We start from the raw sequence: 23,775 nt of genomic DNA, 5'->3' as shown, positions 1-23,775 counted from the left end.
TCAGAAATCGGTCCAGGCGTATTGGCGCAGGCCGTCCTGGGAGGCCCTGTCGTTCCAGAGGCCGACGAATCGTTTCTTGGCCTGCTCGGCGGCAGTGTTGGCGGTGACGATGGACGTGCTGGCACCGGCGTCCGTGCAGGTGGCACCCCCTCTGATGCGTTTGGCCCAGCGCACGTACTTCTTGTCGGCGTCCAGGGTCACCTGCGTCATGTCGACCAGGGCCCGCTTGAGCGCCTCGGCGTCGGTCAGGCCGTCCAGGTTCATCGTCCTCGCCTGCTCGGCCTGCCGCGTACGTTCGTCGGTGACGGTGAGGAGGCCCGCGTAGTCGGACTCGACCGTGTCGCAGCGGCCCAGCGAGTCGGGCAGCTTCTTGCGCGTGGCGTTGATCGAGGCGAGGAAGGTGCCGAGCTCGCCCGCCGACCCGGAGGCGGACGCGGTCGGGGTGGCCGGCGTCTCCGCCGCCGGCTCGATCGTCCTGGGCCAGTTGTCGAAGGTGTACTTGCCGCCGAAGGCCAGCACCATGATGACGATCGCCACGATGCCCGCGCTCTTGACCGGCTCCGCGTACGGCGACGGCACGTGCTCGACGTTCTCCTCCTCCGGGGTGTCGTCCAGGTCGTCGGGGAGTTCCTCCCAGCAGTGCAGGCAGGTCGGCCCGCCCAGGTCGTTGTCGTTGCCGCACCATTCGCACGTCATGAGCCGCCCCTGTCCCCCGCGTTCCGATAGGGAGCGCCGTCCGTTCTCCGGACGCCCTGATGCCGGCCTTGGCCGTTGGACGGGTCGCCCAGCCGTTGTTTCTGCCGCGCCCTGGCCTGGGCGATCCACTCCCGGCCGTCCGCGGCCACCGCCTCCAGGAGGCGCAGCGCGCCGTCGAGGTCGGTGTTGACCGGGATCTCCGGCACCTCGTCCTGGGAGCCCTCCAGCCATTGGGAGATCCAGCCGTCCAGGTTCTCCACCGTGATCTCGACCGTCTCGCGGCTGGTGAGGGTCAAGCGGAAGTACTGGTAGAAGACCAGTGACGACGGGTCCTTCTTCTCGCGCTGCCGCCCGCGCTCGCCAGGCTGCGGCAGCAGCGGCTGCCGCTCTCCGTCGTCGAACCGGAAGCCGCCCTCGATGACGCGCGCCGAGGCGAGCGCGTCGTAACGGAAGGCGCGGCGATCCTGGTTCTTGGCGAGCCCTGTCGGGACGTCGAGGTGGACCTCGACCTGGCGTACCCCGTAGGTGGTCAGCAGGAAGACGTGCACCGTGTAGGCGGAGAAGCGTGGCGGGCCGTTGCGGACCCGGGCGCGGCGCGCGTTGGGCGCGGCCGCGGTGAGGAACGCGTGGGAGAGGACGTCGCGGCCGGTCAGCCCGTACTCGTTCATCGCCAGCGTCTTGAGGTGGATCTTGTCGTAGTCGAGCCAGCGCACCATCTGCGGGTCGTCCGGACGGTCGCTGAGAAGGTCGCGACGTTCCTCGTAGGCCCTGCCCTCGGCGAAGTAGCGTTCGCGGGCGGTGGCCTGGGCGTCCGACTTGCGGGCCAGGATCACCAGGTAGACGTCGGCGCGGGCGAGGCAGAACAGGACCATGCCGACGACCACCCAGGCCACTGCGACCACCGCTACCTGCGGCTGGAACTCGCTCATCTTGGTCAGGACGACCAGCCCCGCGATCGCCGAGCCGCCCGCCCCGATGAGGAACCCGATCCGTTCGAGGACGCGCATCGGGTTCTTGAGCTTGCCGGCCTCCCACTTGTCGGCGGCCTGCCTGGCGTACCAGGCGATCAGCCAGTCGATCGCGCCGGGCTCGATCCTGGGCTCGGCGTAGAGGTTGGTGATCTCGTTGGTGAGGGACGTCCGCAGCCGCCGGGTGGCCAGCCGCCACTGCGCCCGATCAGTGACGGAGTCGGAGTCGGAGCCGGGGCCGCGCTTGGTGAACTCGCGGTCGACGGTCCGCGAGACCCGGTAGTTGAAGAGGCTCCAACCGGACACCGGCTTCATCGCCGGGAACGGCGAGTAGCGGCGCGGGAGCATGGTCGGCCCGAAGATGGCGACCAGCCCGGCCGCCAGCACCAGCAGCATGGCCGCGACCAGCGCGGCGACGACGCTCGTGCGGGCCGTCATGATGAACGCCAGGGTCAGCCCGGCGCCCGCCACGAGCACACCGCACACCGCCGTGGTCAGCTGGAACACGTCGAGCTCGGAGTCGTCGATCTCCAGCTTCCGCGGCTTGGCCGGGACCGGCTCGAAGAACTTCCACACCCGCCGGTCCCGGTCGTTGGCCAGGCGGTGTTCGCGGACCAGCCCGATGAGCTGCACCTCGTACATGTCCTCGTCGACCCCGTTGAGGATCGAGTCCAGGTGCCGGTAGACCTCCTCCCGGCGTGCGCCCGGCAGCCGGTTGAAAGCGTCGAAGACGGCGGCGAGCCCGTTCGGGTCGTGGACGCCGGTCTGCTCCTGCTGGTGGAGATAGGTGACGAGCTGGTGGACGACGTCGTGGGCCTGGCGCCACTCGTCCATCGGCGCGTGCTGGGCGAGCGCGTTGGCCGCTCTGATCGCGTTGAACTGCTCGTCCTCCAGCAGCTCGAACGGGCGGTCGCTCAGCACCGCGATCATCCAGTAGTAGGCGACCTCGCCCGCGAGACGGGTCCGCGCGGTCGCGGACACGTACCCGGACGCCACCACGTCGTGGATCAGCTCCTCGGCCCGCCGCGGAATGCCGCCGTTCAGGCAGTTGACCGCCACCTCGAACTTGCGCTCGGGCGGGTCGTCACCGGCGATCTCGTAGATGACGTCGCCGTGGACCACGCCCTGGACGCCGATGTTGGCGCCCTCGTAGGCGTTGTTGACGACCTTCTCGTCGTCGTCCTCCCGCTGTTGCCGCCCGTCGTCGTCGGACCGTTCCGTGGACCGCTCGCGGCGGCGGGACGGGCTCATGCGTCGCCCCCGTCCCACGACCTCCGGCCGGACCCCCGCGAGAACGAGCCCCGGCCGAAGCGCACGTCGCCGTTGACCGTGCCCTGCACGCCGATCTGCGCGTCGCGCACGTTGTTGGTGACATGCGTGCCGTCACCGGCTCCGGCGGGCTCGGGCTCCTGCTCCCGAAGGCCGGGGATGATCTGCATGAGCCTGTCGGAGAGGCGGTCGATGCTCGTGTCGAGGCTGCGGAACTCCAGCCGCTCGTACTGGCGGACGGCCAGGCCGGCCAGGTCGGGCGGCAGCGTGTCCTCGGGAGGGAGCTTCACCGGGCCGACCAGGACGGGGACCACCCGGATCCCCCGTGCGAGCGCCTCGGCGATCTCGCGGCGGGTCCAGTCGTCCGGGTCGTCGATCCTGCGCAGACCTTCGGCGTCCCGGTCGAGCCAGCGGTCGCCGACGACGGCCAGGAGCGCGTCGCTGCGCCGGACGGCCGTCAGGAGCGCGTGCCGGAAGTCGTCCCCGATCGGGATGGACTTGGCGGCGCGGAAGACGACGTCGGAGCCGAAGCGCGCGGAGAGTGCGAGTTCGAGAAAAGCGGCGATGCCGTCACCGTCGCCGGTGCGGTAGTTCATGAAGATTTCAGGCATGGCGTCTCCCGTCCGTGGCCCGTTGCGGGCCGAGGCATGGATGTCAGGAGGACGTCGCGCTCGGACCCCCGAACGAGCGCGGCGTCAGATGAGCGCTGGTGATGCCGTTGATGTCACGTGGCCGCGCGAGGGAGCACCCCCGCGCCGGCGCTTTCGGCGATGCCCCGCGCCGAACGTCGTCACCGATTTCGGCATTGTGAACCCCCGGTTCCGTTGCCGCCCTGCCGGGCACGAACAAACGTCCGCCTGCACTTTCGCGGCAATTCTTGATCACGTTGACCTCGGCCACCATGACGCTTCTGGAGATCCCACGCGAATTCTCCAGGCCCCGAAGCTCATACCACGTCGTCCAGGATCTAATTATCCTGGACGAGAATCCCATGAAGGGCAATGCAGAAGACCAGTGTTTCCCGTTTCCTCCTGATCGAGGCGCCAGACAACGGCCGAGAATCCGCCCACAACCTCACCCTGACGGACATTTGCTACGGAACGGACACCAGCTGAGTTTAGAGATCATGAATAGGCCTTAAGAAATGCGATTCGAACACTCTATTAATGACCGTCCGGGCCGCCCGCAAATACCGTTCAGTAGGCGACGGCCACGACCGTGCGCACCGCTTCGGGTCGGCTTACCAGTTCGAGCATCAGATGGGCCGCGTCGGCGCGTCGGATTCGGAACGCGGCGCGCAGGCCGTGACCGTAGGCGATCCGGTAAACGCCCGTCAGGGGCCGGTCCACCCCGTGCGCGGGTGACGGCGGGCAAGACATCGGGCGGTCGGGTGTGGCGCAGGACACATCGTGTGGACGGTAGGGGCGTTCGCGGCGGCCCGGAACGCGACCGGGATGGGCGGTTTGCCAGGATGAGGATACGTTTGGCCTCGGGTGACGGGGGGAGAAGGTTTGCGTGTCGAACGCTCCGCACACCCGTTCCCGGCCGGGTGGGCGACGTCACGAAGGGGGAGATCAGCCTGTTCACGCGCGACACGCCTGAGCCTGCCGGGCCGCCGCTCACCGGGGCGCATCCGTGCGTTCCCGTCCCACCGCCGCCGACGCGGCGCATAATGGGAGCGATCTACCCCCAGGTGCCGAACGTCAAGGTGCTGTCATGACCGGATCGTTCGTGCATCCCGCGCTCCTCTACCGGGGCGACGACGAGTACCTCGCCGAGACGGTCCCGTTCGTCCGCGAGGGCCTGTGGGTGGGCGAACCCGTCGCGGTGGCGGTGCCCGCTCCGAAGCTCGACCTGCTGCGCGAGAGCCTGGGCCGCGACGCGGACGATGTCCACATGGTGGACATGTCGGTGGCCGGGCGCAATCCGGGCCGGATCATCCCCGCCGTCCTGCGCGGCTTCGCCGACGCCCACCCGGAGGCGCGGCACGTGCGGATCATCGGCGAGCCGATCTGGGACGGCCGGACGGCGCACGAGTATCCCGCCTGCGTCCAGCACGAGGCCCTGATCAACCTGGCGTTCGCCGGCCGGCCGGTGACCATCCTGTGCCCGTACGACGCGTCGGTGCTCCAGCCCAACGTGCTCGCGGACGCGGCGGTCACGCATCCCACGCTGATCGAGCGGACCAAGCGCACCGTCAGCCCCGACTTCGACGCCGGGGCGGCGCTGCGGGCGTCCAACGTGCCGCTGCCCGAGCCGGGACCGGACGCCTGGCACCACGTGACCCTCGACTACGACCTCGACGGCCTCGGCCAGACCCGCGAGGCGGCCGTGAAGGCGGCGGCGCTCGCGGGCTTCGACGACGCCAGGACGGGCGACCTGGAGATCGCGGTCAACGAGCTGGCGGCCAACTCGGTCCGCCACGGGGGCGGGCGCGGGACCATGCGGGTGTGGGTCGACGAGACCGCGCTGGTGTGCCAGGTCAGCGACGCCGGCCATCTCACCGACCCGCTCGCCGGTCGCGAGCCCGTCGGGCTCAGCCACAACGGCGGCCGGGGCCTGCTGATGGTCAACTACGTCGCCGACCTGCTGCGCGTCCACACCACTCCCGAAGGCACCTCCTTCCAGGCCTACTTCGCCCGCTGACCGGCGGCGCCGACCTTCTCGCCTGCGACAGGGCCGTCGAGGAGGCCGGTGAAGAAGGCCGTGACGTCGGCCGCGAACACCTCGGGCACCTCGAGGGCGGCGAAGTGGCCGCCGCGGTCGAACTCGCTCCACCGCACGACGTCGAACTGCCGTTCGGCGAACGGCCGGATGGACCGGGTGATGTCGTGGGCGAAGACGGCGATCCCGACCGGAACGGGGCAGGGAGACGGGCCTCCGAAGCTGCTCTCCTTGGCGATGCGGGCCGAGGAGCCGGCGGTGCCGGTGAGCCAGTAGAGCGTCACGTCGGTGAGGATCCGGTCCAGGTCGATCGCGGAGTCCGGGTCGGCCCAGGCGTCGAAGCGCTCGACGATCCACGCCAGCTGGGCGACCGGCGAGTCGGTCAGGCCGTACGCGACGGTCTGCGGCGTGGTCATGTGGAGCACCTGGTAGCCGGGGCGCTGGGCGACCATGGCCTTGATCGTGTCGAGCCGGGCGCGGTCGTCGGCGGACAGGCCGTCCTCGATGCCGGGAACGGGCGGCGGCGGCGTCGGCAGGTAGTTCAGGTGAACGCCGATCACGTGCTCGGAGTCGACCTCGCCGAGGGCGCGGGAGATCCCCGCTCCCCAGTCGCCGCCCTGGGCGCCGTAGCGGTCGTAGCCCAGCCGTTCCATCAGCGCGGCGAAGGCGCGGGCGATCCGGCGCAGGTCCCAGCCGCGCTCCCTGGTCGGCCCGGAGAACCCGAAGCCGGGGATGGACGGGATCACCAGGTGGAAGTCCCGCGACAGCGGCTCGATGACGTCCAGGAACTCCAGGAACGAACCCGGCCAGCCGTGGGTCAGGATCAGCGGGAGGGCGTCCGGCCGGTCCGAGCGGACGTGCACGAAGTGGATCCGCTGCCCGTCGATCTCGGTGACGAAGTGCGGCAGCTCGTTCAGCTTCGCCTCGTGCGCCCGCCAGTCGTAGCGGGTCCGCCAGTACTCGGCCAGCTCGCGGACGCGGGCGAGCGGGATGCCGTAGTCGGTGCCCGCGCCGGGCAGTTCGTCGGGCCACCGGGTCCGGGCGAGGCGGTCGCCCAGGTCGTCGAGAGCGGTCTGCGGGATGTCGATGCGGAACGGCTCGATCATGGGTTCTTCTCCGGCCTTCGGGAGGGATTTCGCTGGCACCGCCAACGTTGGCTAGGCCAACGCTATCAGAACGTTGGCATGACCAACAAGTGACGGGGACTCTCCCGAGCCGGGCTGGACGGATCAGTCTCGCGGGTCCTCCATGGCCGCGATCCGCTCCACACCGCGCTTCAGGCTCGCCAGGGCCCACCGGTAGGGCTGCGGGCCGAACGACACGCGGGCGACGCCGAGCTCGGCCAGCCGCGGCAGCCCCGGCCCGTTCGGCAGGGACAGGATGTTGACCGGTCCCGGCAGCCCGGCCGCCAGCGCCGCGACGTCCTCCTCGGCGGAGGCGAGGATCGGATAGACGCAGTCGGCGCCCGCCTCGAAGTAGCGCCTCCCCCGCTCGATCGCCGCCGCCGTCGCCTCGGGCCCCCGCCCGCCGGCGGCGAACACGTCGACCCGGGCGTTGATCACCAGGTCGACGCCGGCGTCCTTGGCCGCGGCACGCACCTCGGCGAGGAAACCGGCCTGCTCGCCGGCCGGGCGGAGGCCGCCGCCCGGCGCCCCGTGGTCGGTGTCCTCGAGGTTGCAGCCCACCGCGCCGATCGCGGCCAGCCGCCCGACCAGCTCGCGCGCGGGCAGGCCGTAACCGCCCTCGGCGTCCACGGTGACCGGCAGCCCGACCGCCCGGATCACCCGGCCCGCGGCGGCGAACATCTCCCCGGCGGGCGCCCCGTGGTGGTCCTCGTACCCCAGGCTCTGCGCGATCGCCGCCGACGCGGTGGCGATCGCCGGGTACCCCGCCTCGGCCACGACCCGGGCCGAGCCCGCGTCCCACACGTTCGGCAGCAGGAGCGGATGCCCCGGGCGGTGCAACTCGCGCAGCAGCGCCGCCCGCTCGTTCAGTGCGGCCTGGTCCGTCATCGTCCCGATCACCCTTCCCGATCACTGTTTCTGGGCCGTCTCCATGATGGGCGACCGCACCGCCGGGCGTTTACAACGCGGGCACATCACAACGGAATAACCCATCCGGGCCGATTCCGGTCATCGCTTCACTATGGCCACACGTGTCCGCAGGTGCTTGCGTCAACGACGTCGCGAGATCACGCGACCGAGTTGGGGTCCGGGCCCACAGGCCCCCTCCCGCAGGAGGTTCGACGTGCCATCGACAGTGCTCACGACGACGTGGACGCGCGCGGTCGCGCTCGCCGCCGCAGGGATGCTCCTGTCGGCCATGGCGGCCGTTCCGGCCCGGGGCGAACCCCGGGCCGGCCGACCGCGGCCACCCGACATCCAGGGCGAGCACACCGCCCTGCCCGACAAGGACGCCCGTACCGGGCGGGCGGCCCCGACCTCGAAGCAGCAGGACTCGGCGGCGGCCGGGACCACCGTGCGCTGGAACAGGCTCGGCACCCCGGCGACGGTCACCAAGGCGGGCGCCCCGCTGGCCACCGGGCTGCCCGGCGACGACGCCGAGAAGGCCGCCCGCGCCTACCTGACGGCCAACCGCGACCTGTACGGGCTGGACGCCGGCGAGGTGGCGGCGCTCGAACGCGTCGCGGTCAACCCGATCGGCGCCGGCGCCGCGGTGCTGCTGCGGCAGAAGTTCGGCGATCTCCCGGCCGGTTACGACGGCCAGGTCTCGGTCGGCGTCGCCGCCGGCGGCAAGGTCGTCTCGGTGTCGTCCACCCTGGCCCGCGACACGGCGGCGCCCGCGGCCGCGACCCTCGGCGAGCGGCAGGCGATCGACGCGGCCGCCAAGGACGCCTCGATCTCGACGTCCGCCGCGGAGACCGCGAAGGCCCGGCTGGTGGCCGTGCCGACGGCGAACGGGGTCCGCAGCGCCTACCAGGTCGTCCTGATCGACGTGGGCGGCCAAGGCGGTTCGGGCGGCGAGCCGGCGGGCGTCAACTCCTTCGTGGACGCCCGCAGCGGCGAGGTCCTGATCCGGGAGAACATCGTCGACCACGCGGCCGACGACCCGCGCTGGGAGGCCTTCCCGGCGTCACCGCGCGGCGACTACTCCTCCCGGGACACCCGCGAGACCTGGTGCTTCACCCCGGCCCGCGGCTGCGACTTCGTGGTCGGCGGCGACCCGGCGACCGGCAAGGCGTGGGACATCGACCACGCGACCGGCGCCCCCACCAACACCAGTCTCGGCAACGCCGCGCGCACGTACGAGAACCGCGCCAGCGGCGACCCGTTCACCGTCGGCACCCGCACCAACGCGCCCAAGGCCGACCGGAACTACTCCTACCCGTGGACCAACCAGTGGTTCCGCGGCAAGTGCGACCCGGCGACGCTCGACAGCCCGGAGGAGGCCGATCTCGAAGCGGCCATCTCCAACCTGTTCGCGATGCACAACCGCATGCACGACTGGTCGTACCGGCTCGGCTTCACCGAGACCGCCTGGAACATGCAGACCGACAACGGCGGCCGCGGCGGCCTGGGCGGCGACCCCGAGCAGGGCAACGCGCAGGCGGGCGCGCGGATCGCCTCCGTCCGCGACAACGCCAACCAGATCACGCCGCCGGACGGCACCCCCGCGATCACGAACATGTACATGTGGCAGCCCATCGCGGGCGCGTTCTACTCCCCCTGCGTCGACGGCGACTACGACATGAGCGTCATCGGCCACGAGTACACGCACGCCATCTCCGGCCGCATGATCGGCGGGCCGAACGCGGGCTGGAGCGGCCCGCAGGCCGGCGCGATGAACGAGAGCACCTCCGACCTGTTCGCGATGGAGTACCTCAACGAGTACGGGTTCCGTCCGGTGGGCGACACCCCGTACGTGACCGGCGGCTACGTGACCGGCGACAAGCGCGCCGGCATCCGCAACCACGACATGAGCCGCAGCCCGCTCAACTACAGCGACATCGCCTACGACCTGGTCGGGCAGCAGGTGCACGCCGACGGCGAGATCTGGAGCGCCACGCAGTTCGACGTCCGGCAGGCCTTCGTCGACCGGTACGGCCAGGGCAGCCCGTCCCGCAACCGTGCCTGCGCCGACGGCCGGACGCCGGTCGACCGGTGCCCCGGCGGGCGGCGCTGGGTGCAGCTGTCGTTCGACGCGCTGCTGCTGATGGCCAGCGGCGCGGTCAGCTACGTCGATCACCGCGACGCGCTGCTCGCGGCCGACGCGATCCGGTTCGGCGGCGCCAACAAGGCGCTGCTCTGGAACGCGTTCGCGCAGCACGGCCTCGGCCAGGGCGCGGCCAGCAACGGCCCCGCCGACGCCGACCCGACGCCGAGCTTCGCCTCGCCCGAGGCGCGCAACGCGACGGTGAAGCTGCGTCCCTCCGGTGACGCGAAGGGCGCGGCCGTCCGGCTGTACGTGGGCGACTACGAGGGGCGGGCGGTGCCGGTGGCCGACACCGACCCCGCGACGCCGCTCGGCGACACGTTCACGATCATTCCGGGCCGGTACGGGTTCGTGGCGGCCGGTGCCGGGTTCGGGCACAAACGGTTCAGCGCCTCGATCGGCCGGTCGACCGGCAGCCTGACGGTGTCCATGGCGCGCAACCAGGCCGCCGCGGCCAACGGCGCGGTGGCCACCGGCGACGGCGTCGACCACGCCCGGCTGGTCGACGAGACCGAGGCCACCAACTGGCAGTCGCTGACCGCGCCGGTGGCGGGGCGGCAGGTGACGGTGGACCTGGCCGGCGACGCGGCCGTGAAGGTCGGCCGGGTGCAGGTGAGCGCCATGTTGCGGCCGACCCAGGTGGGCGACCCCGAGCACGCCCCGGGCGGCGCGCAGAACCGGTTCACGGCGCTGCGGCGGTTCGAGGTGCTGGCGTGCGACGCGTCGAAGGCCGACTGCTCGCAGGACGGCTCGTTCCGGAGCGTCTACACCAGCGCGGCGGACGCGTTCCCGGCCCGCAGGCCGCGGCCGCGGGCGCCGGAGCTGATCATGCGCTCGTTCGACCTGCGCGACACCCAGGCCACCCACCTGCGGTTGCGCGTGTTGTCGAGCCAGTGCACCGGTGCGCCGGACTACGCGGGTGAGCAGGACGCCGACCCGCGGTCGACCACCGACTGCGCCACCGGCAGCCTCCGCGCGCCGATCGTCCGCGCGGCCGAGTTCCAGGCGTTCGCGCACTGAGCAGGCGGAACGAGCGACGCCGTCCGAGGGGCACGATCCCCTCGGACGGCGTCGTCCGCTGCCGGGCGCTAGCGGGCGTGCCGGACCAGGACCTTGTGGATCTTGACCGGGTGCCGGGGCTGACCGTCCTGCGGGTTGGTCGGCCCCGGGATGATGCCCCCGGCGACGATCTTGTCGAGGACGTGCAGGCCCTTGGTGACCTTGCCGAACACCGTGTACGCGGGCGGGATGTTGGCGTGCGAGTGCACCAGGAAGAACTGGCTGCTGTTGGTGTCGGGGCCCCAGTTGCCCATGGCGACCGTGCCGCGCGGGTAGGTCTCGGTGCCGGTGAGCTCGTCGTCGAACTTGTAGCCGGGGCCGCCCTCCTCGGCGCGGTAGATGTCACCGCACTGCAGGACGCCCAGCCGTTCGGAGTTGGTCAGCCGCCAGCACTGGGTGCGGTCGAAGAAGCGCTGTTTCGCGAGGCTGACGAAGTTGTGGACCGTGCAGGGCGTCGCCCGCCGATCCATCCTGATCTTGATGTCGCCGAAGTTGGTCTTGAGGGTCACCTCGACGGCGCCGCGCGTCGTCGCCCGGGGCCGGGGCGGACGGACGGGCTTGGCGGCGGGGTTCTCGGGAGTGGGGGTGTACACGCAGCGCACCGTGCCCTTGTGGGGCGCCGATGCCTGGACCTGCGGTGCCGCCGGAGCGGACGGCGCCACCGGAGCGGACGGCGCGGCCTGGGCGATGCCCGAGGGCAGCGTGGCGGCGAGGGCGATGGTGAAGGCGGGGATCATCCAGCGCGTTCTCATGCGGCCCCAAGTTAGTGATCGCCACTACCTGGCGATACTGGCAAAACACGACGAAACACAAGGAGAACGCATGCTCCCATGGTCCGCCGACCTCGCCGGACGCCTGGACGAACACGTGTTCACCAGCGCGCTGTTGCGGGACAACCCGCTGAAGGACCCGCACGAACGGCCGCTCTGGGTGTACGTGCCGCCGGGGTACGACGCCGAGCCCGAGCGCCGGTATCCGGTCGTCTACGTGATCCAGGGGTTCACCGGGCACCTGATGATGTGGCGCAACCGCATGCCCTACCGGCAGCCGTTCCCCGAGCTCGCGGACGCGGTCTTCGCCCGGGGCGAGGCGCCGCCCGCGATCGTGGTGTACGTGGACGCCTGGACGACCTACGGCGGCAGCCAGTTCCTGGACTCGCCGGGCACCGGCCGCTACCACTCCTACCTGTGCGACGAGGTCGTGCCGTGGGTGGACGGGCACTACCGGACGCTCGCCGGCCCGGCCCACCGGGCGATCACCGGCAAGTCCAGCGGCGGCTACGGAGCCATGATCACGCCGATGCTGCGGCCCGACCTGTTCGGGGCGCTGGCCACGCACTCGGGGGACGCGCTCTTCGAGTACTGCTACCTGCCCGACTTCCCCGACGCGGTCCGCGCCCTGCGCGGCTACGACGGCGACATCATGACCTGGTGGAACGACTTCACCTCGCGGGTGTCGTTCACCAAGGGCGAGGACTCCAAGCTGCTGGAGTTCCTCGGCTACACGGCCTGCTACTCGGCCACCGAGGACGGCACGCCCGTCCTGCCGTTCGACACCGTCACCGGCGTCCTCAAGCCGGACGTCTGGCAGCGCTGGCTGGACCTGGACCCGGTCCGCATGGTGCCGCGCCACGCCGAGGCGGTGCTCTCCCAGCGCGCGATCTGGATCGACGGCGGCACCCGGGACGAGTGGTACCTGGACGTGGGCGCGCAGGCGTTCCGGCAGGCGCTCCTCGACACCGGGGTCAAGGAGGACACGATCCACTTCGAGCTGTTCGACGCGGCGCACGGCGCGATCGAGTACCGCTATCCGCTGTCGCTCGCCTGGCTCTGCCATCGGATCAGTCCCGAATCGGCGTCCTGACTCACCGATCTGACAACCGGGCACCAGTGATCCTTTAATTCTCCGCCACCGAGAGCGACCGATCGAGCACGGCTTTCCGGCCGTCGCCGATCGGTCGTTCTCGCTGTTCAGCGCCATGTTTCAGAACTTCCAGGGCGCTTTTCACAAAAGTTGAAAATCCAGTCCTACGTGGATGCGTTGACGCGAAGCGGTACACAGGATGCACTTCTCGACAGCTCATCCGGATGAACCGTTCGTTATCCCCCTATCCCCTCCTCGTGTGGTGCGGGCTCGGATCCCCGCGCCAAGCGTTCCGTCCCCCCGCAACGGAACGCTCGCGGATGCGGCCGCCCCCCGCCTGGCCGCATCCGCGCCACACTCCCCCGCGGGAATCTCCTCCAGCCCTTGCCGAGCGGCCAGGGCCTCGTGAGCCATCCCACAAGGACCTCCCGAGGGCCGCGCCCTGCCCGGCCCGTAGAAGGAGCACCCAGTGAGACGTTTGACCGCGCTCTGGCCGGCGGCCATCACCGCCGCCGGTCTCGCCGTGGCGATGTCCTCGCCCGTCCACGCGTCGCCGGGCACCGCCCAGGCCGCGGCCTGGAAGCCCGACCCCAGGCAGGTCGCCGCGGCCTCCGCCGACCGGCTGGTCGTCGCCAAGCCGGCGGCCTTCCGCAAGGCCCCCGAGGACAGGATCGTCCGCAAGGAGGTCGTGTCCGGCGCCGGCGGGCTGCAGTACGTCGCGTACGAGCGCACCTACGACGGCCTGCCGGTGTACGGCGGGGACTTCGTGGTCGTCACCAACGCCACCGGCGCCGTGCTGAGCACCACGGTCGGCCAGGCGCAGAAGCTCGACGTCGGCACCACCGCCTCGGTGTCCGCGGCGCAGGCCGCCCGCACCTCCCGGGCCCAGATCACCAAGGTGACGTCGGCGAGCACGCCGCGGCTGACCGTGATCGCCGAAGGCTCCGGCCGGCTCGCGTACGAGACCGTCGTCGAGGGCCTCCAGAAGAAGGCGCCGACCAAGCTGCACGTGTACGTCGACGCCACGTCCGGCAAGGTCGTCCAGTCGTGGGACGAGGTCGCGGACGTCGCCGACGACACCAGCTACTACCACGGCGTCGTGGACGTCAGCACCGCTGCCACGCAGATGTCGGACCCGAACCGTTCCGGCATCCGCTGCGGCGGCCAGGACGGCGCCACCTACACCGGCACCGACAGCGTGTGGGGCAACGGCGGCGGCACCAACCTCGAGACGGCCTGCGTCGACGCGCTCTACGCCGTCCAGAAGGAATGGGACATGCTGAGCGCCTGGCTGGGGCGCAACGGCATCAACGGCAGCGGCGGCGGCTTCCCCGCCCGCGTCGGCCTGAACCAGGCGAACGCGTTCTGGAACGGCAGCTACACCAGCTTCGGCCGCAACCAGGCGGGCACGCGGCAGGCGACGCCCACCGACGTCGTCGCGCACGAGTACGGCCACGCCATCTTCCAGACCACCCCGGGCGGCTCCAGCGGCGGCAGCGGGAACGAGAAGGGCGGCATGAACGAGTCGGCCGGCGACATCTTCGGCGCGCTGACCGAGTACTACATGAACGAGCCGGCCACCCTCGACCCGCCCGACTACCTGGTCGGCGAGGAGGTCGACCTGGTCGGCAGCGGCCCGATCCGCAACATGTACAACCCGTCCGCGCTGGGCGACCCCAACTGCTACTCGTCCTCGATCCCGAGCACCGAGGTGCACGCGGCGGCCGGCCCGCAGAACCACTGGTTCTACCTGCTAGCCGAGGGCTCCAACCCTGGCGGCGGCAAGCCGGCCAGCCCCACCTGCAACGGCTCCACGGTCACCGGCATCGGCATCCAGAAGGCCGGTGCCATCTTCATGGGCGGCCTGAACCGCAAGGTCACCGCCTGGAGCCACGCCCGCGCCCGGATCGAGACGATCAACGCGGCGCTCCAGCTGTACCCCGGCTCCGCGACCGAGTGCAACGCGGTCAAGGCGGCGTGGGCGGCGGTCAGCGTTCCCGCGCAGAGCGGCGAGGCGGCCTGCGGCACGCAGCAGAACGACTTCTCGCTGTCGGTCTCCCCGAACGCCGGCAGCGCGCAGGCGGGCGGGACCACCACGGCGACGGTCGGCACCACGACCACGGCGGGCAGCGCCCAGACCGTGGCGTTGTCGGCGACGAGCAGCCCGGGCGGCCCGACCGCCTCGTTCTCGCCCGCGTCGGTCACCTCCGGCCAGTCGTCCACGATGACGGTCAGCGTGCCCGCCGGGACCGCCGACGGCACCTACGTCCTCACCGTCCTCGGTGACGGCGCCAGCGTCGACCGCACCGCCACGTTCACCCTCACGGTCGGCTCCGGCGGACCCGTGACGGTCTACTCCGACGACTTCGAGGGCAACACCGGCTGGGCGGTCAACTCGGGCGGCACGGACACCGCGACCGCCGGCACCTGGGCCCGCGGCGCCGCGGCGCCCACCACCTACACCGGCACCAACCTGCAGCTCGCGCCCCAGGGCGGGAGCAACTCCCTGGCCACCGGGCTGACGGCGGGCACCGCCGTGGGCGACAACGACCTCGACGGCGGCACCAGCAGCGTCCAGTCGGCCGCCATCACGCTGCCGAGCGGGACGCTGACGTTGTCGTTCGGCTGGTACCTGGGCCACCTCAACAACTCGTCCAGCTCCGACTACGTGCGGGTGCGCGTCGTCGGGACCAGCACGACGACGGTCCTGAACACCGCGGGCGCGGCCACCAACCGGTCGGCCGGGTGGGCGACGGCCAGCGTCAACATCTCGGCGCACGCCGGGCAGACCGTCCGCATCGTCGTCGACGCCGCGGACGCGAGCACCGCCAGCCTCGTCGAGGCCGGCATCGACAACGTCCGGATCACCCGTTCCTGACCGCCCCAGACCGCCGGCTCGTGGCGGGTCGTACGCCTTCGGCCCCCACCAGGCGCACCACCACCACCGCTCAGGTGGACCCGCCACGAGCCGGCAACCCGATCGGAGGAAACGCATGAGATCGCGCGCACTCGCGACCGCCGGGGCGGTCACCCTGGCCCTCGCCGCCATGCTCGGCGGCGGCACCGCCGCCGCGGCCAAGCCCGCCCCCGCCACGTCGGGCCACTCCCTGCTCGCCGCCGTCAAGGCGGCGGCGCTGGCACCGCCCGACATCCCCCTCGCCAACGTCAAGGCGCACCTGACGCAGTTCCAGAGCATCGCGACCGCGAACGGCGGCACCCGCGCCCACGGGCGTCCCGGCTACCGGGCGTCGCTCGACTACGTGAAGGCCAGGCTGGACGCGGTCGGCTACACGACCACCATCCAGTCGTTCACCTACAACGGCGCCACCGGCTACAACCTGCTCGCCGACTGGCCAGGCGGCGACCCCAACCAGGTCCTCATGGCCGGATCCCACCTCGACAGCGTCACCGCGGGGCCCGGCATCAACGACAACGGCACCGGCTCCGCCGCCGTCCTCGAGGTCGCGCTGGCCGTGGCCCGGGACAACTTCCAGCCCACCAAGCACCTGAGGTTCGGCTGGTGGGGCGCCGAGGAGCTCGGCCTGATCGGCTCGAACTACTACACCAACAACCTCGGCGCCACCGAGCGCGCCAAGATCAAGGGCTACGTCAACTACGACATGGTCGGCTCGCCCAACCCCGGCTACTTCGCCTACGACGGCGACGGCTCCGCGGGCAGCGGCGGCCCCGCCGGGTCCGCCGAGATCGAGAACACGCTGCGCGCGTACTTCACCTCGATCAACGTGCCGGTGCGCGACACCGCGTTCGACGGCCGGTCCGACTACGGCGGGTTCATCCGCTACAACATCCCGGCCGGCGGCATGTTCACCGGCGCCGAGGGGATCAAGTCGTCGGCGCAGGCCCAGCTGTGGGGCGGCACCGCGGGCGTAGCGTTCGACCAGTGTTACCACCGGTCGTGCGACACCACGAGCAACGTCAACGACACCGCGCTCGACCGCAACTCCGACGCCCTCGCGTACACGATGTGGACGCTGGCCGGAGCGGGCACACCGCCCGGCGAGACCGTCTACACCGACGACCTCGAGACCGACAAGGCCTGGACCGCCAACCCGTCGAGCACCGACACCGCGACCGCCGGCCGGTTCCAGCGCGGCGTCGCCCAGGCCACCAGCAGCGGAGGCACCGCCCTGCAGCTGACCGCCGCGGGCGGCACCAACAGCCTCGTCACCGGCGCCACCGCCGGCGCGGCCGTGGGCGACAACGACCTGGACGGCGGCACCAGCAGCATCCAGTCGGCCCCGATCACCCTGCCGGCGGGGACGCTGAGCCTGTCGTTCTCGTGGTACCTCGGCCACCTCAACAACGCGTCCAGTGCCGACTACGTCCGCGTGCGGGTCGTCGGCACCACCACCACGACCGTCCTGAACACCACGGGCGCGGCCGCCAACCGTTCCGCCTCCTGGCAGACCGCCACCGCCAACATCTCCGCCCACGCCGGGCAGACCGTCCGGATCGTCGTGGACGCGGCGGACGCGAGCACCGCCAGCCTCGTCGAGGCCGGCATCGACAACATCAAGATCACCAGGTCCTGACCTGCTGACTCCGCGTGCCGAGAACGGCCCGTCCCCCCGCGTCGGGACGGGCCGTTCTCGGTTGCACACCACCTGCGGGAAAGCCCGCACGTGGGTCAGTTGGTCCTGTGCGCGGATCGGCCTGTCCGGCTCGGGCTTCCGGCCGGTGAAGGCCGATCCGCGTGGTCTCGTCCTGCTGTACGGATGGGAGCTCAGTACGCGTTCACGAACGAGGTGCGGCGGTCGGGGCGGCGACGAGGCCGGACGCGACCGCGGCGGCGGCCACGATGCCCGTGACGCGGTGACGGAGCCCTCCGGCGAGGACCGCGCCCGCGAGGGCCGCGGCGATCATTCGGATCCGCATGGTCTGTCTCCTTGGACTCCCCGCGCCGGGGACGTTCATGTGATCTTGAAGGTGCGCGGCCAGCATCGCACGGCCGTGGCGCCCTCAGGCTCCGGAGACGTTTGTCCAGGTGAACGTGGACATCTGGACATCTGGACATTCCCGTGACCAGGGATGATCGGCTGTCGGTGGCACGGGTGACAATGGGGGCATGTGCCGCAGTATCAAGACCCTTCGCCCGCCGTTCACCGACGATGTCACCGAGGAGGACATGCGGGCCGCCGCGCTCCAGTACGTCCGCAAGATCTCCGGTTTCCGCGCTCCGGCCGCGCACAACGCCGAGGCGTTCGAGCAGGCCGTCAACGAGATCGCCGAGAGCACGGCCCGCCTCCTGGGCACCCTCCAGGTCCGGGGCGCCCGCTCCGCGTGACCACCCGCCGCGCACACGGCCGAGGCCCGCCACCGGCAGGGTGACGGGCCTCGGGGACGTGATCAGGCGACGTGCGCGATCACGCGGTGTGCGTGATCAGGACTGCTTTGCGGCGGCCAGCTCCGCGGCGACCAGCTCGGCGATCTGGACCGTGTTGAGGGCGGCGCCCTTGCGCAGGTTGTCGCCGGAGCAGAACAGCGCGAGCCCGTTCTCCACCGTCTCGTCCCGGCGGATGCGGCCGACGAACGTGGGGTCCTGGCCGGCGGCCTGGAGCGGGGTCGGGACGTCGGACAACACCACGCCCGGGGCGTCCGCCAGCAGCTCGGTGGCCCGCTCGGGGCTGATCGGCCGGCTGAAACGGGCGTTGACCTGGAGCGAGTGGCCGCTGAAGACGGGCACGCGCACGCACGTGCCGGAGACCTTCAGGCCGGGGATGTCGAGGATCTTGCGGCTCTCGTTGCGGAGCTTCTGCTCCTCGTCGGTCTCGTTCAGCCCGTCGTCCACGATCGAGCCCGCCATCGGGAGCACGTTGAACGCGATCGGGCGCACGTACACCTGCGGCTCGGGGAACGCCACCGCGCCGCCGTCATGCGTGAGCTTGTCGGCCCCGTCGACGACCTTGAGGGCCTGCTCGTGCAGCTCGGCCACGCCGCTCAGGCCGCTGCCGGACACCGCCTGGTAGGAGGCGACGACCAGGGCCTCGAGCCCGGCCTCCTCGTGCAGCGGCCGCAACACCGGCATGGCCGCCATGGTGGTGCAGTTGGGGTTGGCGATGATGCCCTTGGGCCGGACGCGGGCGGCGTCCGGGTTGACCTCGGAGACGACCAGCGGGACCTCGGGGTCCATCCGCCAGCCGGAGGAGTTGTCGATCACGACCGCGCCGGCCGCGGCGACCGCGGGCGCCAGCGCCTTGGAGGTGGTCTTGCCGGCGGAGAAGAGCACGATGTCGAGGCCCGAGTAGTCGGCGGTCTGCGCGTCCTCGACCGTCACCTCACCGCCCTGCCACGGGATGGTCTTGCCGGCCGAACGCGCCGAGGCGAAAAGCCGCAGCTCGTCCACCGGGAAATCGCGCTCGGCCAGGATCCTGAGCATGACGGCGCCGACCTGACCGGTGGCACCGACGATCCCGATTCTCATGCCGCTCCCTCATCGATTCGCATGGCCTGCGGCAACGAGTCTGCCCAGGCCTCGCGCGGGCGTCCAATCAATACTCCTACGGAGGATACTTAAGGAACGCTTCACCCTCCTCCCCGCGGTCAGGGACGCCTCAGGGGCGAATCAGGGCGAATCCCGATGTGGGGAGGGCCGACGAAAGGGAAGTATCGGAGCATGGACATGGAGAAGAACGTTCCGCAGGACACCAGCCCCGCCACCAAGAAGCTGCGCCGCACCCGCGACGGCCGCATGATCGCCGGCGTCTGCTCCGGCGCCGCCGGCTACCTGGGCGTCGACGCCAACATCCTCCGGCTGGCCCTGGCCGCCTTCAGCATCTTCGGCGGCGCGGGCGTGGCCCTCTACGCCGTCGCCTGGGTGCTGATCCCGGAGGAGGGCGCCCCCACCTCGATCGCCGAGGACCTCGTCCAGAAGGGCAAGGAGAGCCCGAAGGTCCAGGAAGTGGTCAACGACGTCACCCAGAAGACCAAGGACGCCGTCAGCAAGGTCCGCACCTCGAAGTGACCGCGGGTGCGGCTCACGGAGCGGGAGCGGGAGGACGCGCACCGGCCGGGCGGCCGCCCCGCCCGTTCAGCGCATGCCCGTTGAGGGCCTGCCGCTCGGCCTGGCCGACCGTCTCCCGCGAGGCGACGAGAAGATCGCCGCGGCCGTTGCCGGCGACCGCGACGGGCTCGGGCGCGGGCCCGGACGCGGGCTGGGCCGGCGGCACGGCGGCGCGGTGGTCGGGCCGGTCGCGCATGCCGGCGATCACGTCGCCGCGCACCTGGTTCCAGGTGAGGGTGAGCATGGCGGCGACCGACAACCCCAGGATCCCGGCCAGCGCGACGACCGCCTCGACCCCGAGGAACTGCGCCCCGGCGCCGGCGATGAGGATGCCGAGGCCCTGACCGGCCAGGATCCCGGACTGGGCCAGGCCGAACGCCTGGCCGCGGCCGGACGGCGGCACGGCCGCCACGAACGCCGCGTTGGCCGCCAGCTGGTAGGCGCTCCCGAGGCCCGACACGGCCCAGAGCACCACCACCGCCCACAGCGGCGGATGGGTCGCCGCCCCGATCAGCGGGGCGCACGCCAGCATCGACATCCAGCCCATGGCGCGGATGCGGTTGGTCGGCCGGACGCACCGGCTGAACAGGAAGGCCCCGATCACCATGCCGGTCGGCATCGCCGACATCAGCAGGCCGACCGTGATCGCCCCGCCGCCGAACGTCGCCGCGTACGGCGCCGCCAGCCCCTCCGGGATCACGTAGAACGCGCACAACCAGGCGAACGAGACCAGCGAACGCAGCGTCGGGTCGCCGAACACCAGCCGGGCGCCGTCGCGCGTCCCGCGCCACAGGCCCAGCGACTCGGTGTCGCGCTGCTTGGTCGCCGGCCGCCGCCGCAACCCGACGACCAGGACCACCGCGGACGCCCCGAACGTGACCGCGTCGAGGGCCAGCGCCTCGTACGTGCCGACCATCGCCACGATCGCGCCGCCCGCCAGGAACCCCAGCATCTGGGTGGCCTGGTGGGTGATGTTGTTGATCGCCGAGCCCGCCACGTACTGGTCGCCGTCCAGCACGTCCGGCAGCAGCGCCGCCCGCGCCGCGGTGAACGGCGCGCCCAGCAGCACCGTCAGGAAGACCAGCGCGCACAGCAGCCAGAACGGCATCGCCTTGAGCGCCATGAGCGCGACCAGGCCCATGCGGACCAGGTCGCACACCACCATGACGGTGCGCCGCGGGAAGAGGTCGGCCAGCCCCGACAACACCGGCCCGCCCACGATCGGCGGGATATAGGTCAGGGCGTAGGTGAGCGCGGTCAGCAGCGCCGAGTCGGTCGCCTGGTAGACCAGCACCGCCAGCGCGACCTGGGCCAGCTGATCACCCACGTACGAGAGCGCCTGGGCGAGCCAGAGAGCGCGGAACTCACCTACCGCGAAGACCTCGCGGTAGGTGGCCTGCTCTTCCGGTGGACGCCGATGCCGGCCCATCTGCCTCGCGCTCCAGTTCGGTCCGCCCGGTTCCGGACGGTCCCCCTATTAACTCACGCTGCGTGGCAGTTATGTGACCTACCGTGCCCAATTGGTGAAACCCTTTGCCTCCCGTGCCCCACCCGCGCCGGGAGCCCCGGGAGTCAGTAACCGTGCTGGTGAAGCCACTCGTCGTCGATGCCGAAATGGTGCGCGATCTCGTGCACGACTGTGATCCTCACCTCATCGACCACGTCGGCTTCGGTTTCGCAGATTGCGAGGATCTCGTTGCGGTAGATCGAAATGTGATCAGGCAGTACGCCGGCGTACCAGTCGCCGCGTTCGGTGAGGGGTACGCCTTGGTACAGACCGAGCAGGCCGGGCTCGGGCGACACGTCCTCCACGACGATCACGACGTTGCGCATGGCCCGGGCGAGCTCGGGCGGGACGGTGTCGAGGGCCTCGGAGACCAGGTCCTCGAAGACCTCACGCGATATCTCGATCACATACGTCATTCTGCTCGACGGAAGGAGACACCGTGACCCGCATCCGGGCCGCGCTGAGCCGCCTGGCGGCCACTCCAGCCGTAAAAAGGCTCCGCACCCCCCGCGCCCGCCGTACGGGCCGCGTCACCCTCGTCCTGGTCGTCGGCCTCCTGGGCGGCTACCTCGGGCTGACCCTGGGCGGCCACGTGGTCGCCCCGGTCGGCCCCACGGACGTCTCGCTGAACCTGCGCCCGTCCCTCACCGGCGGCACCACGGTCCAGATACCGCCCCTGGGCGCCCTCCACCTGGACACCCACTGGGGCCCGATCGGCCTCGAGGCGGCCGTCACCGACCTCCGCCCCGAAGAGGCCCGCGCCCTCATAGAAAGTGAAAGCGAGGTCGACCACCTCACCACCAAGGTGGGCGCGGAGCTCCGCCACGGAGTCGTGATCATGCTCCTCCGCGCGGTCGGCCTGGCCCTCACCCTGGCGTTCCTCACGGCCCTGATCGTCTTCCGTTCCTGGCGGAAGGCCCTGGCCGGCCTGGCCACCACGTTCACCGCGCTCATCGCCCTCACGGCCCTCACCTGGGCCACGTTCAACCCCCAGGCCCTGGCCGAGCCCCGCTACACCGGCCTCCTGGCCAACGCCCCCCAGGTCGTCGGCGACGCCCGCAGCATCGTCGAACGTTTCAGCGCCTACCGCGCCCAGCTGGCCCGCCTGGTGGGCAACGTCTCCAAGCTCTACGCGGCCACCTCCACCCTCCCCACCTACGAGCCCGACCCCTCCACGATCCGCGTCCTGCACGTCTCCGACATCCACCTCAACCCCGCCGCCTGGTCGGTGATCCGCTCGGTCAGCACCCAGTTCCAGGTCAACCTGATCATCGACAGCGGCGACCTCACCGACCACGGCAGCGACCCCGAGGACCGCTTCGCCGCCGACATCGAGAGCCTCAAGGTCCCCTACGTCTTCGTCCGCGGCAACCACGACTCCGCCTCCACCCAGCGCGCCGTCGCAGACCAGAAGAACGCCGTCGTCCTCGACGACGCCACCCGCGAGGTGCAGGGCCTCCGCATCTACGGCGTCGGCGACCCCCGCTTCACCCCCGACAAGTCCACCCGCGACGACAACGTCGGCGCCGACCAGCTGCGCGCCCTCGGCCTCACCCAGGCCCAGAAGCTCCGTTCCACCGGCACAACCCCCGACCTCGCCGTCATCCACGACCCCAACCAGGCCGAGGGCTTCTCCGGCCTCACACCGTTGGCCCTCTCCGGCCACTCCCACCAGCGCTCCACCAAGCTCCTGCCCACCGGCACCCGCGTCTTCGTCCAGGGCTCCACCGGCGGCGCCGGCCTCCGCGGCCTCGAACACGAACAACCCACCCCCATCGAGCTCTCCGTCCTCTACTTCAGCCGCGCCACCCACCGCCTCCAGGGCTGGGACGACCTCCGCCTCGGCGGCCTGGGCCTCACCTCCGCCCAGATCGAACGCCACCTCGAACCCAAGCCCGACCGCCCCATCACCCCACCGACCTCACCCCCCACCCCTCCCCCGACCTCGCCCACCTTCCCCTCCCAATGGCCCAGCTCACCCCCGCCCACCTCAGGCACCCCCGCACCCCCCAGATCCCCCAGCCCCTGACAACCCGCCAACCGTTTATGCGTCCAGCCTGGTTGTCCCCTATGCTTGGCATGGTCAAGTGGGCACCGCCCACAGGCACCAGGGCCCCCTTCGTCTAGCGGCCTAGGACGCCGCCCTTTCAAGGCGGTAGCGCCGGTTCGAATCCGGTAGGGGGTACCAGACGCACGGCTGCACGACCGCCAGTGCCGTCCCCACCCCGGCCCCCCAGCACCGTGTGAGCGACCATCTGCCGGTTCGGGATGATCTCGGGCGACAGCCCCTTGATCAGCGGCTCCTCCCGGACCCGGATGCTCGGCGGATGCCCCTCGGGCAGGTGCGCCCTCTTGGGGCGGCAGATGTAGTAGATCCGTCCCCGGCTCTCTTTGCCGAACATCCGCCGCCCGCACAAGGTGCAGCACATGTACGACCGCAGGACGTACGAACGCCGCGTGCTCGCGCACGCCGAGTTGGGCCCAGAACCGGTCCGGGACCCTCCCGCCGCCGAGCCACCTGCTGGGCCTGGACGAACCGCTCCACGCTCACCAGT

General features: G+C 71.3%; 20 protein-coding genes and 1 tRNA gene. 10 read left to right on the top strand and 11 right to left on the bottom strand.

The annotated features are described in order from the left end of the window. From ABZ810_RS02700 to ABZ810_RS02690, 3 genes are read right to left on the bottom strand one after another with little or no spacing between them, the layout of a single operon-like run. Entirely contained in the window at window positions 1–696 is a 696-nt protein-coding gene (locus ABZ810_RS02700) for a hypothetical protein (RefSeq protein WP_358398285.1), read from the bottom strand. Next, window positions 693–2,915 (bottom strand): hypothetical protein, encoded by a 2,223-nt coding sequence (locus tag ABZ810_RS02695; protein ID WP_358398282.1) that lies wholly within the window; start codon window positions 2,913–2,915, stop codon window positions 693–695. The genes ABZ810_RS02700 and ABZ810_RS02695 overlap by 4 nt, the downstream gene beginning before the upstream one ends. Next, complete coding sequence (locus ABZ810_RS02690) at window positions 2,912–3,544, bottom strand: toll/interleukin-1 receptor domain-containing protein (RefSeq protein ID WP_358398280.1); 633 nt, start codon at window positions 3,542–3,544, stop codon at window positions 2,912–2,914. Before ABZ810_RS02690 ends, ABZ810_RS02695 begins: the two co-directional genes overlap by 4 nt. Before the next feature lie 555 nt (window positions 3,545–4,099). On the opposite strand from ABZ810_RS02690, the gene ABZ810_RS02685 reads away from it, so the two are divergent. Together ABZ810_RS02685 and ABZ810_RS02680 are read left to right on the top strand one after the other, a co-directional pair. Further along, window positions 4,100–4,297, top strand: coding sequence for a hypothetical protein (locus ABZ810_RS02685; RefSeq protein ID WP_358398278.1), 198 nt, complete (start codon window positions 4,100–4,102; stop codon window positions 4,295–4,297). Window positions 4,298–4,649: 352 nt separating this feature from the next. Further along, window positions 4,650–5,579, top strand: coding sequence for an anti-sigma factor RsbA family regulatory protein (locus tag ABZ810_RS02680; protein ID WP_358398275.1), 930 nt, complete (start codon window positions 4,650–4,652; stop codon window positions 5,577–5,579). On the opposite strand, the gene ABZ810_RS02675 is transcribed toward ABZ810_RS02680, so the two are convergent. Both ABZ810_RS02675 and ABZ810_RS02670 read right to left on the bottom strand, forming a co-directional pair. Beyond that, window positions 5,564–6,703 (bottom strand): epoxide hydrolase family protein, encoded by a 1,140-nt coding sequence (locus ABZ810_RS02675; protein ID WP_358398273.1) that lies wholly within the window; start codon window positions 6,701–6,703, stop codon window positions 5,564–5,566. The two genes, ABZ810_RS02680 and ABZ810_RS02675, sit on opposite strands and share 16 nt — an antisense overlap. 123 nt (window positions 6,704–6,826) lie before the next feature. After that, complete coding sequence (locus ABZ810_RS02670; protein ID WP_358398270.1) at window positions 6,827–7,609, bottom strand: isocitrate lyase/phosphoenolpyruvate mutase family protein; 783 nt, start codon at window positions 7,607–7,609, stop codon at window positions 6,827–6,829. A gap of 235 nt (window positions 7,610–7,844) precedes the next feature. Here ABZ810_RS02670 and ABZ810_RS02665 point away from each other — a divergent pair, with 235 nt between their 5' ends. Beyond that, window positions 7,845–10,790 carry a M36 family metallopeptidase gene (locus ABZ810_RS02665; RefSeq protein ID WP_358398267.1) on the top strand — a complete coding sequence of 982 codons (2,946 nt, stop codon included), beginning with the start codon at window positions 7,845–7,847 and terminating at the stop codon, window positions 10,788–10,790. 68 nt (window positions 10,791–10,858) lie between these two features. Here the strand turns inward: ABZ810_RS02665 and ABZ810_RS02660 are convergent, their stop codons facing one another. Continuing rightward, window positions 10,859–11,581: a peptidylprolyl isomerase gene (locus ABZ810_RS02660; RefSeq protein WP_358398265.1), complete on the bottom strand. Its 723-nt coding sequence runs from the start codon at window positions 11,579–11,581 to the stop codon at window positions 10,859–10,861. Window positions 11,582–11,651: 70 nt separating this feature from the next. On the opposite strand from ABZ810_RS02660, the gene ABZ810_RS02655 reads away from it, so the two are divergent. From ABZ810_RS02655 to ABZ810_RS02645, 3 genes are all read left to right on the top strand, one after another. Then, on the top strand, window positions 11,652–12,692 hold the full coding sequence (locus ABZ810_RS02655) for an alpha/beta hydrolase-fold protein (protein ID WP_358398262.1): 1,041 nt from the start codon (window positions 11,652–11,654) through the stop codon (window positions 12,690–12,692). Window positions 12,693–13,161: 469 nt separating this feature from the next. Next, the gene (locus ABZ810_RS02650; protein ID WP_358398260.1) at window positions 13,162–15,570 is read left to right on the top strand and encodes a M4 family metallopeptidase; all 2,409 of its coding nucleotides are present in this window, start codon (window positions 13,162–13,164) and stop codon (window positions 15,568–15,570) included. A gap of 115 nt (window positions 15,571–15,685) precedes the next feature. Further along, window positions 15,686–17,245 carry a M28 family metallopeptidase gene (locus ABZ810_RS02645; RefSeq protein ID WP_358398257.1) on the top strand — a complete coding sequence of 520 codons (1,560 nt, stop codon included), beginning with the start codon at window positions 15,686–15,688 and terminating at the stop codon, window positions 17,243–17,245. A 202-nt stretch (window positions 17,246–17,447) separates the two neighbouring features. Here ABZ810_RS02645 and ABZ810_RS02640 read toward each other — a convergent pair whose 3' ends face one another. Next, the gene (locus ABZ810_RS02640) at window positions 17,448–17,588 is read right to left on the bottom strand and encodes a hypothetical protein (protein ID WP_358398255.1); all 141 of its coding nucleotides are present in this window, start codon (window positions 17,586–17,588) and stop codon (window positions 17,448–17,450) included. Between the two features lie 190 nt (window positions 17,589–17,778). Here ABZ810_RS02640 and ABZ810_RS02635 point away from each other — a divergent pair, with 190 nt between their 5' ends. Next, on the top strand, window positions 17,779–17,997 hold the full coding sequence (locus ABZ810_RS02635) for a DUF2277 domain-containing protein (RefSeq protein WP_358398253.1): 219 nt from the start codon (window positions 17,779–17,781) through the stop codon (window positions 17,995–17,997). A 96-nt stretch (window positions 17,998–18,093) separates the two neighbouring features. On the opposite strand, the gene ABZ810_RS02630 is transcribed toward ABZ810_RS02635, so the two are convergent. After that, window positions 18,094–19,134: an aspartate-semialdehyde dehydrogenase gene (locus tag ABZ810_RS02630; RefSeq protein WP_358398251.1), complete on the bottom strand. Its 1,041-nt coding sequence runs from the start codon at window positions 19,132–19,134 to the stop codon at window positions 18,094–18,096. Window positions 19,135–19,326: 192 nt separating this feature from the next. Between ABZ810_RS02630 and ABZ810_RS02625 the strand changes: the two genes are divergently transcribed. Then, the gene (locus tag ABZ810_RS02625) at window positions 19,327–19,674 is read left to right on the top strand and encodes a PspC domain-containing protein (RefSeq protein ID WP_358398248.1); all 348 of its coding nucleotides are present in this window, start codon (window positions 19,327–19,329) and stop codon (window positions 19,672–19,674) included. A 13-nt stretch (window positions 19,675–19,687) separates the two neighbouring features. Here the strand turns inward: ABZ810_RS02625 and ABZ810_RS02620 are convergent, their stop codons facing one another. Together ABZ810_RS02620 and ABZ810_RS02615 are read right to left on the bottom strand one after the other, a co-directional pair. Beyond that, window positions 19,688–21,142, bottom strand: a complete 1,455-nt coding sequence (locus tag ABZ810_RS02620) for an MFS transporter (RefSeq protein WP_358398245.1) — start codon at window positions 21,140–21,142, stop codon at window positions 19,688–19,690. Between the two features lie 143 nt (window positions 21,143–21,285). Next, window positions 21,286–21,627 (bottom strand): metallopeptidase family protein, encoded by a 342-nt coding sequence (locus tag ABZ810_RS02615; RefSeq protein ID WP_358398942.1) that lies wholly within the window; start codon window positions 21,625–21,627, stop codon window positions 21,286–21,288. Between the two features lie 32 nt (window positions 21,628–21,659). Between ABZ810_RS02615 and ABZ810_RS02610 the strand changes: the two genes are divergently transcribed. Continuing rightward, window positions 21,660–23,249, top strand: coding sequence for a metallophosphoesterase (locus tag ABZ810_RS02610; protein WP_358398242.1), 1,590 nt, complete (start codon window positions 21,660–21,662; stop codon window positions 23,247–23,249). 83 nt (window positions 23,250–23,332) lie between these two features. Further along, a tRNA-Glu gene (locus ABZ810_RS02605) sits at window positions 23,333–23,408 on the top strand. Here ABZ810_RS02605 and ABZ810_RS02600 read toward each other — a convergent pair. Continuing rightward, window positions 23,368–23,649, bottom strand: a complete 282-nt coding sequence (locus ABZ810_RS02600; protein WP_358398940.1) for a hypothetical protein — start codon at window positions 23,647–23,649, stop codon at window positions 23,368–23,370. The two genes, ABZ810_RS02605 and ABZ810_RS02600, sit on opposite strands and share 41 nt — an antisense overlap. Window positions 23,650–23,775 lie beyond the last annotated feature (126 nt).

It is taken from the genome of Spirillospora sp. NPDC047279 (genome assembly GCF_040643285.1).
Taxonomy (GTDB): Bacteria; Actinomycetota; Actinomycetes; order Streptosporangiales; family Streptosporangiaceae; genus Spirillospora.
The sequence above is the reverse complement of the archived record's forward strand: the minus strand, read 5'-3'. Positions and strand labels throughout refer to the sequence as shown.